13 protein-coding genes are annotated in these 17,365 nt (G+C 66.4%); 4 read left to right on the top strand and 9 right to left on the bottom strand.

The annotated features are described in order from the left end of the window. The first annotated feature begins 42 nt into the window (after positions 1–42). The gene (locus GWK18_RS05645; RefSeq protein ID WP_166833748.1) at positions 43–1,599 is read left to right on the top strand and encodes a dihydrolipoamide acetyltransferase family protein; all 1,557 of its coding nucleotides are present in this window, start codon (positions 43–45) and stop codon (positions 1,597–1,599) included. A gap of 85 nt (positions 1,600–1,684) precedes the next feature. Here the strand turns inward: GWK18_RS05645 and GWK18_RS05640 are convergent, their stop codons facing one another. The 4 genes from GWK18_RS05640 to GWK18_RS05625 all read right to left on the bottom strand — a co-directional run bounded on the left by GWK18_RS05640 (position 1,685) and on the right by GWK18_RS05625 (position 5,577). Then, complete coding sequence (locus GWK18_RS05640) at positions 1,685–2,305, bottom strand: DNA-3-methyladenine glycosylase I (protein WP_166833745.1); 621 nt, start codon at positions 2,303–2,305, stop codon at positions 1,685–1,687. Between the two features lie 119 nt (positions 2,306–2,424). After that, positions 2,425–3,408, bottom strand: coding sequence for a hypothetical protein (locus GWK18_RS05635; RefSeq protein ID WP_166833743.1), 984 nt, complete (start codon positions 3,406–3,408; stop codon positions 2,425–2,427). Positions 3,409–3,505: 97 nt separating this feature from the next. Then, positions 3,506–4,807 carry an ATP-binding protein gene (locus GWK18_RS13410; RefSeq protein WP_166833741.1) on the bottom strand — a complete coding sequence of 434 codons (1,302 nt, stop codon included), beginning with the start codon at positions 4,805–4,807 and terminating at the stop codon, positions 3,506–3,508. 53 nt (positions 4,808–4,860) lie between these two features. Then, the gene (locus GWK18_RS05625) at positions 4,861–5,577 is read right to left on the bottom strand and encodes a response regulator transcription factor (RefSeq protein ID WP_166833739.1); all 717 of its coding nucleotides are present in this window, start codon (positions 5,575–5,577) and stop codon (positions 4,861–4,863) included. A 279-nt stretch (positions 5,578–5,856) separates the two neighbouring features. Between GWK18_RS05625 and GWK18_RS05620 the strand changes: the two genes are divergently transcribed. From GWK18_RS05620 to GWK18_RS05610, 3 genes are read left to right on the top strand one after another with little or no spacing between them, the layout of a single operon-like run. Next, the gene (locus tag GWK18_RS05620; RefSeq protein WP_123823552.1) at positions 5,857–7,602 is read left to right on the top strand and encodes a long-chain-fatty-acid--CoA ligase; all 1,746 of its coding nucleotides are present in this window, start codon (positions 5,857–5,859) and stop codon (positions 7,600–7,602) included. A gap of 12 nt (positions 7,603–7,614) precedes the next feature. Beyond that, a complete protein-coding gene (locus tag GWK18_RS05615) occupies positions 7,615–8,532 on the top strand; it encodes a LysR substrate-binding domain-containing protein (RefSeq protein WP_123823551.1) in 918 nt (305 codons plus the stop codon). Positions 8,533–8,568: 36 nt separating this feature from the next. Next, positions 8,569–9,669, top strand: a complete 1,101-nt coding sequence (locus GWK18_RS05610; protein WP_123823550.1) for an enolase C-terminal domain-like protein — start codon at positions 8,569–8,571, stop codon at positions 9,667–9,669. 51 nt (positions 9,670–9,720) lie between these two features. Here the strand turns inward: GWK18_RS05610 and GWK18_RS05605 are convergent, their stop codons facing one another. The 5 genes from GWK18_RS05605 to benA form a co-directional block, all read right to left on the bottom strand. Continuing rightward, entirely contained in the window at positions 9,721–12,576 is a 2,856-nt protein-coding gene (locus tag GWK18_RS05605) for an AAA family ATPase (RefSeq protein WP_348535844.1), read from the bottom strand. 13 nt (positions 12,577–12,589) lie between these two features. After that, on the bottom strand, positions 12,590–13,537 hold the full coding sequence (locus tag GWK18_RS05600; RefSeq protein WP_280720428.1) for a 1,6-dihydroxycyclohexa-2,4-diene-1-carboxylate dehydrogenase: 948 nt from the start codon (positions 13,535–13,537) through the stop codon (positions 12,590–12,592). Continuing rightward, entirely contained in the window at positions 13,534–15,147 is a 1,614-nt protein-coding gene (gene benC / locus GWK18_RS05595) for a benzoate 1,2-dioxygenase electron transfer component BenC (RefSeq protein ID WP_166833737.1), read from the bottom strand. Before benC ends, GWK18_RS05600 begins: the two co-directional genes overlap by 4 nt. Positions 15,148–15,227: 80 nt before the next feature. Further along, positions 15,228–15,743 (bottom strand): benzoate 1,2-dioxygenase small subunit, encoded by a 516-nt coding sequence (gene benB / locus GWK18_RS05590; protein ID WP_166833791.1) that lies wholly within the window; start codon positions 15,741–15,743, stop codon positions 15,228–15,230. A 63-nt stretch (positions 15,744–15,806) separates the two neighbouring features. After that, positions 15,807–17,192 carry a benzoate 1,2-dioxygenase large subunit gene (gene benA, locus GWK18_RS05585; protein WP_166833735.1) on the bottom strand — a complete coding sequence of 462 codons (1,386 nt, stop codon included), beginning with the start codon at positions 17,190–17,192 and terminating at the stop codon, positions 15,807–15,809. Positions 17,193–17,365: the final 173 nt, after the last annotated feature.

The following is a 17,365-nucleotide window of genomic DNA, read 5'->3' as shown; positions in this document are numbered from 1 at the left end:
TCGCCTGTGGCGATGCAATCTGTGGTCCGGAAGGAGCCTTGAATGTCTGAGGTTTTCGCACTGCCCGATGTCGGTGAGGGACTCACCGAGGCAGAAATCGTCAGTTGGAAGGTCAGCGCCGGTCAGGACGTGGTGGTCGACCAGGTCCTGGTGGAGATCGAGACCGCCAAGTCGCTGGTCGAACTGCCCTCCCCCTGGGACGGCACCGTCCTGGACCTGCTGGTCGACGAGGGCCGGACCGTGGAGGTCGGCACGCCCTTGATCGTCATCGGTGACAGCGCCGAGGCCCCCGGAAACGTCCCCGATCCCGGGTACACGGGGGAGGTGGACGCTGCGTCGCGCGCTTCCGAACGATCCGGCGACAACCAGGACGGCAAGGCCGGTTCGCACCAGCAGCAGGTCGAAGGCACCGGGAGTGCCGGGAGCCAGGCGTTGGTCGGTTCCGGTCCCAAGGCGGACCCTGTGGTCCGACGACGTCGCCGTGCCCGCCCGGGAACCGGGGAGCAGACGCAGAGCCCCACCGGTGCCCGGGAGACGGTCCAACCTCCGGCCGATCGGTCGGAAGTGGCCCCCGGCGGTCGTTCGTCGTTCGGTGAAGGCATTGCCGACCTGCTGTCGCGGACCAGGCGGGGACAGAGTTCCACGGAGCTCCCGGCGTGGCTGGGTGGACGCCGTGGCGAGACCGCGGAGACGCCGCGAACCGACGAGGCACCCAAGCCCCCCGCTCTGGCCAAACCTCCCGTGCGCAAGGTCGCCAAGGAGATGGGTATCGACCTGGCGGAGGTCACGGGCACCGGGGACTCGGGGCAGATTACCAAACGCGATCTGTTGGCCTATGCCGCCCACCTGCGGGAGATCCCCGACGGCCCGGACTCGTTCTGGGTCTCGGCGAACGCGCCGGGGGCTGGGGACCGTACACAGCGGATCCCCGTGAAGGGTGTGCGGAAGCTGACCGCCCAGAACATGGTCAAGAGCGCCTTCAGCGCGCCGCACGTCTCGATCTTCGTGGACGTGGACGCTTCTCGCACCATGGAGTTCGTCAAGCGGCTCAAGCAGGCCGACTACTTCGACGGCGTCAAGGTCACCCCGCTACTCATCCTGGCGAAGGCCATCATCTGGGCCACCGCGCGCAACCCCCAGGTCAATGCGACCTGGACGGACAACGAGATCATCGTCAAGCGCTACATGAACCTGGGTATCGCCGCGGCCACGCCCCGAGGCCTGATGGTGCCCAACATCAAGGACACCCAGGACATGAACCTGCGCGAACTGGCCGTTGCACTGGACGATCTGACCAAGACCGCGCGGGCCGGCAAGACCCAGCCCGGTGACATGCAGAACGGAACCATCTCCATCACGAACATCGGTTCGCTGGGAATCGACATCGGTACCCCGATCATCAACCCGGGCGAGGTCGCGATCGTGGCATTCGGCACCATCAAGCAGAAGCCCTGGGTGGTCGACGGGGAGATCATTCCGCGGTGGATCACGACCCTCGGCGGATCCTTCGATCACCGGGTGGTCGACGGTGACCTGTCGGCGCGTTTCATGGCTGACGTGGCGAAGATCTTGGAGGAACCCGCCCTGTTGCTGGACTGACCTGCTGCTGGACTTGCCCGACGGCGCCCCGGTACCAACCGGGGCGCCGTTGCGTTCCGTCCAGACCGACCTCGGTGGGGCCGGGTCAGCTGCGGAAACATCCCTCGACGTGGGCCACCGTTGCGCCGGTGCGGGCAAGGAACCGCGCAGCGGTTCCTTGGCCCACGTGGCTCAGTCCCAGGTCGCGCAGCCGTTGTGCCACGTGGGCAGCCGGATTCTCGGTGTCCCGCACGGCGGAGTCGGTGAGTTCCTCCCAATCCTCCGTGTCCCACCCCTGCAGGACGCGAGCCGCCTGGATCACGGCCACGAACTTGGCTCGGTTGCGAATCAGGCCCCGGTCCAGCAGTAGCTCGTCCACGTCGTCGTCCTGCAACAACGCCGTTTGGTCCGGGTGGAAGTCCCGCAGCGCTTCCTTGAGCGCCCCGTGCTTGGCGACCGCGGTTCCAGGGGCCAACCCGGATTGGAAGATCTCCAAGCACAAGGACTCGAACCACTCACGGGAGCCGCGCGGCCGGTCGCCCCAGCGCTCGTCGTGGTCACGCAGAACCGACGGGCCGGTGAGAGCCCAGGGGCATCGGCTGAGCGTGTCGGCGCAGACGACCGGATAATCCAGCACGCGGTGGCCCTCCGCGGTCGACGTCGGCCAGGGGTCTTCGGGGCGTGCGGTCCGCAGGAGGTCGGCGGTGCCCGGCTCGGGTGTGTTCATGACCGGAGATTACGGTCGGGAATCGGCACAGAAGGCTTGGGACAGTTCGGATGTGGACGGAGGTGCGGGTGGTTCAGGGCAATGGCGACCTGTGGAGCCACTCGTGCCACCGTGGCCGCCTAGAACACGGAGACCTCGCCAGTGCCTTGGGCGATTTCAATGGCGACGGCATCCGAGTCCTCGTCACCCGGGTCGTGAACGATGAACACCGCGGTGGGGTCGTCCTCCGGGAAGGCTCGGATGGTCACGGCACCGGCCTGCGCTGCGTCGAGCACGTCGACCGCCTGGTCCGTCACGATCTCCATGATGTGCGGCGGTACTGGGACCCCGCGTTCGTCGAGAATGTCCACGGTGACCCCGCGGGCACGGGCGTTGCGCGTGACCTCCAACAACCGGGGATTGGCGATGGAACGCCCGCGGATCGAATCTCGCAGCTGGGCCTCGGTCAACCGGAACTGGCTGATGTCGTAGTCGGTCACGGGAGAGCTGTCCTGCGCGATGCGCTCGAGCAACCCGCCGGCCATACGCCGGACCTCCTGGATCCTGCGGATCGAGGCGTTGACCAGGTCCTGGTTCTCCTCGTCCGTGGTCTTGGCCGAGGCCCCCAAGCACCAGGCCTCCCTGCGCCGGGTGAACAGCCGCTCCATCTCGGAGATCAAGATCTGGGCGGCCGCCAGGAGACCGACCAGAGACACCAGGGTCAGTGCGCCGTACAACGGACCGCGCTCCGTGCGGGCACCGTAGGTCGCCGCGAAGGCGAGTGCCACGCACAATGTCACCCAGGCCCACCCGGCTCTTTTGCGGACCACCAGAGTGGCCAGGTACGAGTGGATTCCCAGCGAGTACCACGGCGCGTTCCAGTCCTGCATTGCGGACGGAGAGGCCTCGTAGGACAGACACACGCAGAGCACCATCAACAACGACGACGTCACGACCGCCAGATCGCCCATCTGGCGTGGTCCCGGACGGGTGGCCGCGAGGAGCACGCTCAGACAGTAGAAGACGACCGCCGCCACCTGGGCGGCCGGGTTGAAAGCCGTGTGGATCTCGGTCACCCCCACCGCGATCGGCGGGAAGAAGAGCAGGGCGGCCGCGGCATACATCCACGGTTGTTCGAAGGCCGCATCGAAACCGCTGCCTGCTCGGCGGCGCTCCCACCTGCGCTGGATCCGTTGGCGCAGACCTCCACGCCTGTGTGAGTCACTGCGGGAGCTTGGCATCGCGAGGCCAGGTGATGGAGACACGGGTCCCGCGGTGCGGGAGCGAATGAATCTGGACGGCACCACCGACGTTCCGGACGTTGCCGATGATGGAGACTCGGACGCCCAGGCGACGTTCGTCCATGGCGCGCATCTGGAATCCCCGCCCGTTGTCCTGGACCTCGAAATTGAGGTAGAAGCCCTGAGGGTTCAAGTGGGTCGGCGGGCAGGAACTGCCGCCCATGGTCACGTAGGTGATCTCGGAACCCGAGTGCCGCGCACTGTTGGCCACTGCCTCCGTCACGGCCTGGACCAGGGCCTGGGCGATCTCGGTCGAGAGGAAGGCGCGGGGCTGACCGTCCGGCCGGATGCTCAGGGTGAGCGAGGTGAAACACACCCGGGCCCGCCACGGTGTCAGGGCCTCGAGCAATTCGTCCTCGAGGACATGGACCAAAGTGGTTGGGGTGCCCGAGGCCCGCTTCTCCTCGAAGGCGAGCACGCCGAGAGCACGCTGAGCCAACTCTTTCGTCTGCCGTGAGACCACCCCGGTGGTCCGGGAGGCATCGAGCAATGCCGCCATGACGTTGTCGTGGATCAGGCGGTCCAGCCGCTCCTGGTCCTCGGCCTGGCTGTGCGACCGCTTGAGGGCGGTGGCCTGAGCCAATGCATCGTTGTACGCCTCGTCGGCGTTGTCGGCCACCCGGCGGATGGTGGCCATGAGCGCAATCGCAACGACCATGAACCCCAATCGCGCGATCAGCTGCGCGACGGAATGGACATCGGCGAACTGATCGGTGAGGGCGATCCTGAACACCACGTACAAGCCCGTGGACACCGCGGCGTACACCAGCGCAGTGGTCAGGCCCCACACGAAGACCACAGCCATCGACGCGACCATGAAGAACGAGGGAAGCCAGGGCTGCAGGGCTGCTGCGTCGTGCGGGACCGTGACCGGCATGAGGAGCACGGCCAGCAACGACAACGTGGCGATCACGGTCAACGGCCAGACCACCACTTTGCGTTGCACGCCGAAGAACAACATGACCACGGTGTTCACCAGGTGGGCCAGGAGGAACGCCAGACTCCAGGACGAGGCTCCGGCGCCTGTCTGGTGCAGCCGCGGCAGGCTCCCGATGATCAAGCTGAACGAGAACCCGGCGACGCAGATCTCAGCCAACCAGAACAGGCGATAGGCGTACGGGCCCAGGGCTGCAGGCGAGGTGGTGGAGGGCAGGCCGGAACGCCGAAGTCGCGACGGGACCCGTTTGTAATTGAGCTGGGGAGGACTGCTGGAATGACTCACGTGGGCGGCTGTCTCGGTTCGGAAAGGGGATGCCTCTCCGTATCCGTGAACGGTCAGTGGCGAATTTCTAACGTGTTGATGTCAGCCTCGGGTTCCACGAGTCCGTCTTCGATCGCCCGGATCCGAAGGTCGATCTTGGTCGGTGCAGGGCGCCCGATGCGGGCGTACTTCTCGCGGATGCGGTCGATGTTCGTCTTGACCGCGGACTGCTTGATCCCCATCCGTCGCGCGACCTGTACCTGGGCGAAGCCCGATGCGTAGAGCCGCAGTGTCTCCTGTTCGCGCGGCGAGAGGTTCGCGCGGGCGAACTCGATGTCACCGTCAATGGCTGCCGCGAGTTCTTTGGTGATCACTGGTTTGCCCTCAGCGATGTTCCGAGCCTCTTCGATGGCGTGCTCGAGTGGTTCGGACTTCCGGACCAGCCCCAGGGCCCCGGCCCGCAACGCCTCACGAATCAGAGCGGCATTCTCCCCGACGGAGAAGATCAGGACCTTCATCCCGGCCTGGCGCAGCTTCTCTACGCTCTCGGACGGGCGTGAGCGGTCAGTGAGGGAGAGGTCCAACAACACCACTTCACACTCGATGCGCTTGGCGCCGTAGGCGGTCAGTGCGGCGTTCTCCGGGTCTCGCCCCAGCTGGTCGAGCAACGCCGGGACGGTGGCTGCAGCGCCCACCAACTTGACGTCCGCCTGGGAGGTCATGGAGACAAGGCGGATGCCTTCGCGAACGACTTCGTGGTCGTCAACGACGGCAACGAGGGTGGATGGCATGTTGCACCTCGGGTCGATTGGGGGAGGCCGAGCGGCACGTGCGGAGCCCCGGTGGTGCCGAGGACCTCGACTCCATCGAGCCCCCACGGTTCCCTCCGTCTCCCAAACGGTTGGATCCGATCTCGTGGATAGGGCTCACTATACGACGCACAGATGTGCGATGACCTGCTGATACCTTCATATAGATGAAGTTGTCACAAAATCGGGTTTGACCTGCGTCGGCGATCTGGATGACATGCAAGCGGGCTCGTCGGCGACTGCGGCGGTAGGCTCGTGCCCATGTCTGAGCACCACAGCGCCCCCCACTCCGCGGCTTCCGGCTCATCCCGCGAGTTCCTGGCCACGAGGCCCTGGACCAAGAGCTACGACGACGGCGTGGCGCGTGACCTCGACCTGCCCGAAACCTCCCTGAGCCACATGTTCGAGAAGTCCGTTGCCCAGTTCGGACCCAAGGCGGCCGTCAGTTTCTTCGGGGCGGACGTCTCCTACGACTCCCTGGGCAGGGACGTGGAGCGGGTTGCCGAGGGGCTTCGGGAGCTCGGTGTCAAGGCCGGCGACCGGGTCGCTCTTGTGTTGCCGAACAGCCCCCAACACATCGTGGCGTTCTATGCGGTCATGCGACTGGGAGCGATCGTCGTCGAACACAACCCCCTGTACACGGCACCGGAGCTGCGCCACCAGTTCGAGGACCACGGTGCCCGAGTCGCGATCGTATGGGACAAGGCGGCGGCTGCTGTGCAGTCCTTGCCCAAGGACATCGAGCTGGAACACATCATCTCCGTGGACATCACCGCGGCCATGCCCCGCCGGATGCGGGCGGCCCTTCGGCTGCCGGTCAAGAAGCTTCGTGAGCAGCGCGCGAGTCTCACAGCCGTCGCGCCCGGCACCACCCCGTGGAAGGAGCTACTGGACCACGAACCCATTGCTCACGACCACCCCTATCCCGGTGCCCACGACCTCGCGGTCCTGCAGTACACGTCGGGGACCACGGGGTTGCCCAAGGGTGCGATGCTGACCCACCGCAACCTCGAGTCCAACGCGGCCATGGGCTCCCAATGGCTCCACGCGAGTTCGGAGGAGGTCTTCTACGGTGCATTGCCGTTGTTCCATGCCTTCGGTCTGACCTTGGGCATGACCCTGGCGATGTCATTGGGCGCGACTCTGGTTCTCTTCCCAACCCCTCGACCCGATCTGATCGTGGGGGCCATGAAGAAGCGCCAGGCCACGGTGCTGCCGGCGGTGCCGCCTGTGTACCAGAAGGTCATGGAGCTCGCGGACCGGAAGGGTGCATCCCTGGAAGGAGTCAAGGTTGGAGTCTCCGGGGCGATGGCGCTGCCCGTGCACCTGGTCAACGAATGGGAGACCCGGACGCACGGCATGCTCGTGGAGGGCTACGGCCTCACGGAGTGTTCTCCGTTGGTCTCCTGCAACCCGCTCAGCGGACTGCGTAAGGCCGGCACGATCGGGATCGCCTTCCCGTCGACCGACCTGCGCACGGTGAACCCCGAGACGCACGAGGACGTCGCCAGGGGCGAGGAGGGCGAGCTGTGGGTCTCCGGCCCCCAGGTCTTCCAGGGCTACTGGAAGCGACCGGACGCCACCGCCGAGTCCTTGGTCGACGGCTGGCTGCGGACCGGCGACATCGTGAAGATCGACGACGACGGCTTCATCGAGGTGGTCGACCGGCTCAAGGAAATCATCATCACGGGTGGTTTCAATGTGGCACCGAGCGAGGTCGAGGCGGCTCTGCGCATGAACGACACGGTCGAGGACGCCGCCGTCGTGGGCCTGCGCGCTGATGACGGCACCGAGGTCGTGGTGGCCGCCGTGATTCCCACTCCTGGTCACGAGTTCGACGAACACGCCCTGCGGGAGCACTGCTATTCCAAGGTCACCCGATACAAGGTGCCGCGGCGCATTGTCTCGGTCGACGACCTTCCCCGGACCATGCTGGGCAAGATCCAGCGCCGTCTGGTCAGGGAGGATCTGCAGGGTCGTGAGATCGACCTGGGCCACAAGGGCTGAGGGGCAGGGGACATGGAACTGCGGCAGCTGAACTACTTCATTGCGGTGGCCGAGGAGCGTCATTTCGGGCGCGCAGCCAAGCGGTTGCACATCGCCCAGCCGCCCCTGTCCCAACAGATCCGCCAGCTTGAGGAGCAACTGGGCGTCAGGCTCTTCGACCGGACCACCCGTCGGGTCGATCTCACGGCGGCGGGGGAGCTGCTGCTGGAACGCGGCCGCGCCATCGTCAACGAGGTCGAGTCCCTCAAGGCCGACGTCTACCAGGTGGGCGCGGGCGCCACGGGCGTCCTGCGCGTGGGGTTCTCAGGGTCGGCGACCTACAGCGTGATGCCGAGCATGGTCCGTCTGGCCGGGGAGTCGTACCCGGGTCTCAACCTGGACCTCCACGGTGAGATGCTCACGCCGGCCATGGAGGCCGCACTGTTGGACCGGAGCCTGGACGCGGCCATTCTGCGCCCGCCCGTGACCAGCCAGGACATCGAGTACCGCATCATTCAGCGGGAGCCGCTGATCGTGGCCATCCCGTCCCACAGTCCCCTGGCCGAGGACCGGCCCGTGGCCATGCAGGAACTCACCGACCAGCAGTTCGTGACCTACCCGCCCGACTCGGTCGTCTATCGGCAGACCGTCGAACTGTGCAGGCAGGCCGGGTTCCGGCACCGAGTTGCCCACATTGCCCAGGAGACCTCCACGATCCTGTCCTTCGTGGCGGCGGGAGCGGGAGTCGCGGTGGTTCCGGCCAGCGTCGCCGCCGTGCAACTGCGTTCAGTGCACTACCGGCAGTTGGAAGAGGCCCCGGAAGTCGAGCTGGCAATTGCCTGGAGGCGTGAAGAACGCTCGCAACTTCTGGCGAATTTCGTCACACTGGTAACAACTGATATGCCTAACCTAGATGTTGGTGGGGATTCAGTATTTAATCCAGAACAATAAGCTGACGACAGCTCTGAATGAAAGGCCGCTTCACCGATGAAGATCGTGGCCGTGGAGGCAATTTCCTATTCCATTCCGTACCGCACGCCGTTGCATTTTGCCTCCGGTGCGGTGCACGAGGCCGACCACGTCCTGGTCAAGGTGACCACGGAGGGCGGAGTGGTTGGTTGGGCCGATGCCCCGCCGCGCCCGTATACCTACGGGGAGACCCAGCGCTCGATCGTGGCCGTAGTCGAAGACGTCTTCGCGCCCGAATTGGTCGGACTCTCGGTCTTCGACCGCGAAAAGGCCCAGCGGATCATGGCCCGGACGATTCACAACGAATGCGCCAAGGGTGCCGTGGACATCGCCATGTGGGACTGCATCGGCAAGATTCTGGGACAGCCCGTGAGCCGCCTGCTCGGTGGTTTCACCGATCACATGCGCGTGTCACACATGCTCGGGTTCAAACCGGCAGAGGAACTGCTGGAGTTGGCCCTGGGGTTCCGCGAGCGGTACGGCATCACCACGTTCAAGCTCAAGACCGGACGTCACCCCATCGGTCTGGACGTTGAGGCTGCGCGGGTCCTGCGCGAAGGCCTGGGGGAGGACGTCGAGATCTACATGGACGCCAACCGCGGCTGGTCCGCCAACGACGCGGCGGAGGTGCTGCGGCGCACCGATGACCTCGGCCTCACGTTCCTGGAGGAGCCCGACGACGCCCGCGAGGTGCTCGGTCGCCGTCGTCTGGTCACCCAGTCCCGGATCCCCATCACCGCGGACGAATCGGCTCCGAACATGGGGGAGGCCGCCCGGGAGATTCTCACGGGTGGGGCGAACATGCTTGCGGTGAAGACCGCTCGGACCGGTTTCACGGAGTCCGCGAAGGTCGTGGCCTTCGCCGAAGCCGCCGGTGTGGACGTCTACGTGGGCAACCAGATCGACACCCAGGTCGGCACCGTGGCCTCCGTCGTCTTCGGGGCGGCCTTAGCCCACACCGCGCGCCGGGCCGGTGAACTGTCCAACTTCCTGGACATGACCGACGACCTGCTGGCAGAGCCCCTGACCATCAAGGACGGGGCCATCCGGGTCCCGGAGGTCGCCGGGGTGGGGACGCAGATCGATCCCGACAAACTCGAGAAGTACCGGCTGCGCTGACGGCAGGGCTGCCCGCGGCGGTCACCGCCGCGGACCGGCCCAACGCGGGTGTCACTGTTGCGGCCGGTAGAGCGCCGCGAGTTCGCTGCGTGAGCGGATGCCGTACTTCCCGTAGATGCGCGTCAGGTGGTACTGCACCGTCTTCTCGGCGATGAACAGCGCCCGTGCCACCTCCTTGTTCGTCGCGCCCTTCGCCACGAACTGCGCAACCGCCTGCTCCTGGGGCGTCAAGGACACGGTGTCCGGGCGTTGCGACAATCGAGGGCCGTCGGCACCGAGTTCCTGGACCAGGACTCCGGCATCGGTGTCGACACCGGCGGCCTTGAGCTCCCGATCGCAGCGCGCGACGTAGGTCTTGGCGCCGAGTGCGACGTACAACTCCCGGGCCGTCCGCAGCACCGAGGAGGCCAGTCGGCGTTTGCCGGCCCGGCGCATGCTCTGCCCGAAGGCGAAGCAGATCCTGGCCTTGAGGTAGGGCCGGTGGTGCGGGTGCAGGTACTCGAGGGCTCTTTCGAAGTGTTCACGCGCCTCGTCGGCATCGCCTTGGGCTGCCAGCAACCGACCCCGGGCCCAGGCAAGACGTGCTTTGTCGGTATCCGACTGTGTTTCCGGAGATGCGGCCTCGATCGAACCCAAGAACTCCTGCGCAGCCTCCAGCCGGTCGGTCATGACCAAGACGTTGACCATCGTGTCCTGCCACGGCCAGAACGACGAGCGCTCGTGCGTCTGAGGGTCGGAGGTCAACAACGGGTGAATGGCCTCGTAGGCGCTTTCGTAGTCCGCCCGGGCCTCGTGATACCGGGCGCGGGCCAGCGCCGCGGGGACTGCCATGGCGCGGTATCCGTCGGAGGGAGCCGTGGTCAGCTGGACGTAGTGCTGGGACCGGGCCCAGTCGCCGCGCATCGCGTACAGTTCGGCCGCGGTCCAGTACAGCAGGGGACGGATCAGACGCATGCCGGAGCCCTCCAACCGCACTGACGCGCGGGCGATGGTGGCAGCAGCGGCGTCCCAGTCGCCGAGCACGAGCTGGCACCGGGCCAGCCAGGCCTCGGCCCACAGGGAGATCCTGAGCGAACCGCCGCGGTACTCCGTGGGGACGGCGGCCTCGAAGTGCAGGTGAGCGGCTTCGACGTCGTCGGTGCGCAACGCGAACCAGGCGTAGCCCATCTGGATCCGCTGCTTCTGGGCCGTCTCGGCAACTTCGGACATGTGCCTGCGGTAGAGGGCGTCCGTCTCGGCCACCTGGTGGTTCGCGAACAGGCCGAGCCCGTGGATCGCTTCGGCCTCGACCCACACGGGTTCGGCCCGATCGACCAATGCCAACGTCTGGTGCGCCCAGTCGACCATGGCCGGACCGTCCCAATTGGCCAGACCGTGCAGCACCTGACGCTGGGCGATGCGCGCTGCCGTGGAGGGGTCGTGCTCGGGGCGGACGGTGCGCCAGGCCATGTCCAGGTGTGCTTTGGCGCTGGCGAACTGACCCGTCACCACGGCCAGGTAGCCCAGAACTGTCGATCGGAGGGGCGAGGAGGGCAGGGACTCGATCGTGCCCAGGTAGGTGGCGGCCTGGGTCAGGTCCCCGGAACCGACCATGGCGTCCACGGCCTGCAGCAGGCGAAGGTCCTTCTGACGTCGGTCGCCGGACAGGCGGGAGGCGGCCAGCATCGCGGTGGCGACGTCGGCCCACGCACCCGCGCGCGCCTGAACGGTGGCGTAGGACTCCAGGGCGTCGGCCAGCTCGGCGTCAGGGCCGGGCGTTGCCGAGACCCGGTGGTTGAGTTGCTCGCCCGGGTCCGTGACCACGCGGGCCGCCGTGCGGTGCAGTTCGATGCGCACGGTTGGCGGGATGGAGTCGTACACGGCTTGTGCAGCGCCGGGCTCCGTGAAGGTCACCTCGCTGTGCGTCTGGGACACCGTGAATCGCAGCAGGTGCAGCTCGTGGCCTTCGTCCAGACAGGCCAAGGCGTCCGGAACCTGGGCGATCTCGGCCACGGCGTGCAGTTGGGCACTCGGCCCGAGCACCGACACCGCACGGGCCACGGTGACCAGGTCTTCGGAGGCCCGTGCGAGTTGGGCTCTCACCCGTGCTCGTACCCGCCGGCTCGGCGGGAGATCGGGCAACCGGCCCTGCCAGTGGTCATGGGGGATCTCTCGCATGAGCTCCACCAGGCGCAGCGGCCTGCCCTCGGTGTGCTCGATCAAGGAACGCACCGTGGTCACGTCCAGGTCCGTTCCCAACAGGTTGCGGCCCAGCTGTCCCACGGCCTCGACCGTCAGCGGTGGCAGGACGATCGCGCGCACCTGGTGCCCGGCCACGTAGTCGAGGACCCCCACGGGGATCTTTTCCGTCTGTTCCGTGTCCATGGTGAACACGAACATGACCTTGGCGCCGTGCAGCCGTCGGGCCGTGAACACCAGAATGCGCAATGTCGCCTCGTCCACCCACTGGAGGTCGTCCACGACCACAATCACGGGGCCGCGCTTCTGCAGTTGCTCCAGGTGGATCTGCAACGTCTGGGCGTAATTGACCGCCTGATCGGCGCTCAGGTCCACGCTCACGGTCGACGGCGGGAGGGCGCCGCCGTCGAAGCCCTTGGAGCTGCGCAGCGGGGCGGTGGACATCAACTGGGTGTACCCGGCCAGCGGAAGCGAGGATTCCCATTCGTCACCGACCATGGACAGCACCGTGGTGGAGCGTGTGCGCACCTCGGCCAGGAACTCGGCGACCAGCCGCGACTTGCCGCTGCCCAACGGCCCGTGCAGGACCACGGCGCGGCTCATCCCCTTCTTGACGTCCCGGTAGAGCTCCCGCAGCACGTCCAACTCACCCTCACGCCCCACCATGGGGTGGTTGAGCGTGGAGGGAGCGGCGTCGTCGACCATGAGCCAGATGGTATCCAGGGTCACCGGGCTCACGGTCCTACCCCTGATCGCCACCGCCGACGGGGAGCACCGAACCCGTGATGTACGAGGCTTCGTCGGAGGCCATGAACACGATGGGCGCGGCTTGCTCCTCCAAGGTTCCGTAGCGCTTCATGTACGACGAATCGACGGTCTGATCCACGATCTCCCGGTACCAGGCCTCTTCCCGCTCACCCTCCGGTCCGGGACCCCGCTGAACCGTCCGTGGCGGGGCCAGCGTGCCACCCGGGGCCGTCGCGACGACGCGGACTCCTCGCCGGCCGACCTCGAGGGCCAGGGCCTTGGTCAAAGCATTGACCCCACCCTTGGCCGCGGCGTAGGGCACGCGGTTGACGCCACCCGTGGCGATGGAGGACACGTTCACGATGGTCCCGCTGCCTGCTTCCAGCATGGTCGGCAGGACCGCGTGGCAGGAGTACAGCGTGGGGAACAGGGACCTCTGGATCTCCCGCTGGATCTTCTCGGCGTCGTAGGCCTCGAAGGGCCGGGCCCAGATGGTTCCGCCCACGTTGTTGATCAGGACGTCGATGCGCCCGTAGTCCTTCAGCGCCACCTCGACGAACTTCCGGGCACCTGCTTCCTGCTCGAGATCCACCCCGGCCAGGGCCAAGGCGTACCCGTAACCGCCGGAGGACGACTCGGCTCGCGCGTTGATCTCCGCTGCGACGTCCTCGACGACCGGGGAGCGGTCCACCAGTAACACCTCGCCGCCTTCGGCCGCGATCCGTTCGGCCACGGCACGGCCGATGCCCTGAGCGGCACCGGTCACGACGACGGCCTTCCCGGCGAAGCGACCGGGCGTGATGACCCGGGGAGCTGCCGGTGCCCCGTCAACCGTCGGCATGCCGGAGACATCTGTCCCCGTACCGCCCGCGGGTGCACCCGAGGAGTTCTCGGAGGTGCCCTCGGGTGCGGGTGCCTCGGCCCCGTCGGAGTCCCGGGTCATGAGCTCTGCTCACCATCCTGCTGCCCGCCCGACTGCTGCTCGCCGGACTGCGCGGATTCGACAGCGGTCTCCATGGTGTCCTTGGCGGCACTGGTGTGTCGCTGGACGATCTCCAGGGCGGCAGCCAGGTCCTGGCGGCGGAACGCCTCGACCAGGTCGTGGTGGTCCCGGGCGACGGATTCGAAGATGGGGGAACCGTCCCAGATGGTGGCCGACATCTGCTGTTGCGTGTCCAGTCCCCGGTAGGCCTCGAGCAGCACGGGGTTCTCGGCGACGGTGAACAGGTATTCGTGGAACGCGAAGTTCGTGGTGACGAACTGCTCCGCGTCCACGACCTTGCCGTCCTCCACCGTGGAATCCACGGCGGAGGCCAGACGCTCCCAGTTGTGGAACTGTTCGTCGGTGGTCTTGCCGATCATCAACTGAACGATCGCCGACTCCAGCCCCGCCCGCGCGTCGAGATGGGCGGCGGTGTCCGCGGCACCGAACTGCAGGCGCCCGGTCTCCATCGAGGAGACGGCCTCGGCTCCGGAAATCTCTTCGCCCCGGTGGGCAACGGTCTCCGAGGGCACGGGGGCGCCCGTCTCGGCGTCGCCACCGGTCTTCTCCTTGGGAGCGAAGCGCTCGAAGTAGAAGTTGGCCGGGCTCACACCCTCGGCGTCCATCCACGAGGACACGGCGTTGACCATGGGTGGGGGACCGCACAGATAGATGTCGACGTTGCCGTCGTGCAGGTGCTCGGGGCCGATGAGCGCAGTGACGTAGCCCGTGTGGGGTGCGGACGTGCCCTCCTCGGAGGCGATGAGATCCCAGGTGAAGTCCGGCAGCCGCGACTCGTAGTCACGCAACCAGTCCAGACCCACGATGTCGGCCTCACGCGTGACCCCGTAGATCAGGTGAACGGGGTGACCGGGAGGATTCTGGGTGAGCTTCTCGAGGATCGACAGCAGCGGTGCCAGGCCGGTGCCGCCGGCCAGCAGCAGGAGGGGGCGCTTCGGCTCACGCAGGAAGAAGGAGCCGAACGGGCCGGTGAATTCGACGGCGTCGCCGACCTCGGCGCGGTCCCGCAGGTACTCGGACATCGCACCCTGCGGGGAGATCCGGACCATGAAGGAGGCCGCGTCCACCTCCGGGCCGCTGGACATCGAATAGGACCGGACCTCGTCGGTGCCCGGGACCTTGATGTTGACGTACTGACCGGGCAGGAAGGCCAGGTCGCCCCGGTTCTCGACGTCCAGGGAGAACGAGATCGTGGAGTCCGAGTGACGATCGAGGGTCGTGACCGTGGAGGCGAAGGACGCGGCCGAGGTCTTCGCGGCCTCGGAGGTCCCCGCGATGTTCACGGACATGTCGGATTCCGGGAGGGCCTGGCAGGTCAGGAGGTAGCCCTTGTCCAGCTCCTCCTCGGTCATGGCGTCGTCCACGAAGTCGCCGGGATCGAAGGAGCCCGAATCGCAGAAGGACTTGCACGTGCCACACGCGCCGTCGCGGCAGTCCGAGGGAATGTTGATGCGCGCCTTGTACGCGGCGTCCATGATGGTCTCGAAATCGCCGACGCGGATCACCTTGGTGACGCCGTCCTCGAAGTTCAGTGCTACTTGATGTGCCATGGGGATCTCCTGGAAAGTCGTGGGCCGAACAACACGGCCGCGTACTCACCCGGTGGGTGCGTACGCGGCCGGGCGGCGGATCAGGTCATGTAGATGTCGATGACCTGATGGATGTAGTCGTTCTTCAGAACGACCTTCTTCTTGGTGATCTGCGGCTGTACCCCGCCCAGGTCGATGTCGACCTCGGTGTAGCCCCAGTAGTACATGTTCGTGTTGTAACGGAAGTAGCCGGTCAGCCAGTTGTAGCGGACGTGCACGGTGTCCCCGTCACGACCCAGGACTTCGATGTCCGTGAGGTTGTGGTTGTGCCGGGGCTCGGGCAGCGACGTCGCCGATGACCGGTCGGTCTTGATGCGGAACACGCGGTCCTCGAGGCCACCCCGGTTGGGGTAGTAGACCAGCGAGATCTCGGTTTGCGGATCGGTGACCAGGGTGTCGTCGACGTCCCAGGACGGCATCCAGTACTCGGCGTCCGGGTGGTAGCACTCGATCCACGCGTCGAAGTCGCGGTCGTCGAGCAGTCGTGCCTCGCGGTGCAGGAAGGCCCGGACGGTCTCCAGCACCTGGATGTCCTCAACGCTCATCAGCGCGGCCATGGTGGTCTCCTTAACGGCGGTGTCAGTCATGTGATGTCTCCTCGGTACGGAAGCCGTGCGGCCTCAGGCCGTGGCGGTGCTCGGTTCGGCGGCTTCGGCATCTTCCTCGGTGGACAGCCCCGCCTCCATGACCTCGTGCCAGTAGCCGTGCTGGATCGGGTAGAGCCCTTCGTCCTCGGTCTTGACACCGGAGGCCAGCACCCGGGTCATGCCCAGGGCGGTGGCCTGCTCGTCGGGGCCCTGGATCTCGTGCTCCATGCCGCGGGTCATGTCGTTCCACGGTGCGCTGGTGGCCCAATAGGTCTTGTTGCAGGAGCGGAACTCTTCGAGGTCGTCCGGGGTCGCCATGCCGGAGGCGTTGAAGAAGTCCTCGTACTGACGGATGCGGTTGGCCCGGTTCGCCGGGGACTCGCCCTTGGGGGCGATGCAGTAGATGGTGACCTCGGTCTTGTCGGCGGAGATCGGACGGAACGTGCGGATCTGCGAGGAGAACTGATCCATGATGTAGACGTTCGGGTAGAGGCACAGGTTGCGCGAGATGTTGACCATGAAGTTGGCCATCTCATCCCCGTACTTCTCCACGAGCTCCTCACGGCGGTCCCACAGCGGGCGGTCCTGCGGGTTGCCCCACTCCTGCCACAGCAGCAGGTGACCGTGCTCGAAGGAGTAGAACCCGCCCTTCTGCTTGCCCCACTTGCCGGCGTCCATGGCCTTGGTGGTGTTGGTCGAATCCCCGGAGGACCGGCGGGACGTGGTCGCGGCGTAGTTCCAGTGCACCGAGGTCACGTGGTAGCCGTCGGCGCCGTTCTCGGCCTGGACCTTCCAGTTGCCGTCGTAGGTGTAGGTCGAGGCACCGCGCAGGACCTCCAGGCCGTCGGGGGACTGGTCGACGATCGAGTCGATCACCTTGGTGGCGTCGCCCAGGTGCTCCTCGAGCGGCTTGACGTCCGGGTTGAGGGAACCGAACAGGAACCCGCGGTAGGACTCGAAGCGTGCGACCTTGGTGAGGTCGTGCGAGCCCTCCTTGTTGAAGGACTCGGGGTAGGCACCGTTGCGGCCGTCCTTGACCTTGAGCAGCTCGCCCGAGTTGCGGAAGGTCCAACCGTGGAACGGGCAGGTGAACGTGGTGCGGTTGTCAGTCTTGCGGCGGCACAGCATGGCTCCACGGTGCGCACAGGCGTTCACCAGGCAGTTGAGGTTCTCGTCCTTGTCGCGGGTGATGACCACGGGCGTACGGCCGATGTAGTTGGTGAAGTAGTCGCCGACGTTCGGGATCTGGGACTCGTGGGCCAGGTAGATCCAGTTGCCCTCGAAGATGTACTTCATCTCGAGTTCGAAGATCTCCTCGTCGGTGAAGATCTCGCGCTTGGCGCGGATGATGCCCTTGTCGCGGTCATCGACGACGGCGTCGGTCAGGACATCTCGCAGGTGGCTCAGGTTCTCGGTCATGACTGCTCCCTCGTGATCGGCTCTTGATCGGTGGGTGACCCAGGGGATTCCCGGGCCGGCCGACAGCTATTAAGAAGACAGTCTGCGAGCCTGTGATCTCAGGCACATCAGGTGAATGCCTAGTGGGAACCCAGGGGGTATCGACCCTCTCGATTAGGCATAAATCACACTTG

The organism is Kocuria sp. JC486, assembly GCF_011602805.1.
Taxonomy (GTDB): Bacteria; Actinomycetota; Actinomycetes; order Actinomycetales; family Micrococcaceae; genus Kocuria; species Kocuria soli.
Note: the sequence above shows the minus strand (reverse complement) of the source record. Positions and strands in the feature narration are given on the sequence as shown.

Coding starts and splice junctions, on each gene's coding strand:
- GWK18_RS05645 (WP_166833748.1), top strand. CDS start 43: ATGTCTGAGGTTTTCGCACTGCCCGATGTCGGTGAGGGACTCACCGAG.
- GWK18_RS05640 (WP_166833745.1), bottom strand. CDS start 2,305: ATGAACACACCCGAGCCGGGCACCGCCGACCTCCTGCGGACCGCACGC.
- GWK18_RS05635 (WP_166833743.1), bottom strand. CDS start 3,408: ATGTATGCCGCGGCCGCCCTGCTCTTCTTCCCGCCGATCGCGGTGGGG.
- GWK18_RS05625 (WP_166833739.1), bottom strand. CDS start 5,577: ATGCCATCCACCCTCGTTGCCGTCGTTGACGACCACGAAGTCGTTCGC.
- GWK18_RS05620 (WP_123823552.1), top strand. CDS start 5,857: ATGTCTGAGCACCACAGCGCCCCCCACTCCGCGGCTTCCGGCTCATCC.
- GWK18_RS05615 (WP_123823551.1), top strand. CDS start 7,615: ATGGAACTGCGGCAGCTGAACTACTTCATTGCGGTGGCCGAGGAGCGT.
- GWK18_RS05610 (WP_123823550.1), top strand. CDS start 8,569: ATGAAGATCGTGGCCGTGGAGGCAATTTCCTATTCCATTCCGTACCGC.
- GWK18_RS05600 (WP_280720428.1), bottom strand. CDS start 13,537: ATGACCCGGGACTCCGACGGGGCCGAGGCACCCGCACCCGAGGGCACC.
- benC (WP_166833737.1), bottom strand. CDS start 15,147: ATGGCACATCAAGTAGCACTGAACTTCGAGGACGGCGTCACCAAGGTG.
- benB (WP_166833791.1), bottom strand. CDS start 15,743: ATGGCCGCGCTGATGAGCGTTGAGGACATCCAGGTGCTGGAGACCGTC.
- benA (WP_166833735.1), bottom strand. CDS start 17,192: ATGACCGAGAACCTGAGCCACCTGCGAGATGTCCTGACCGACGCCGTC.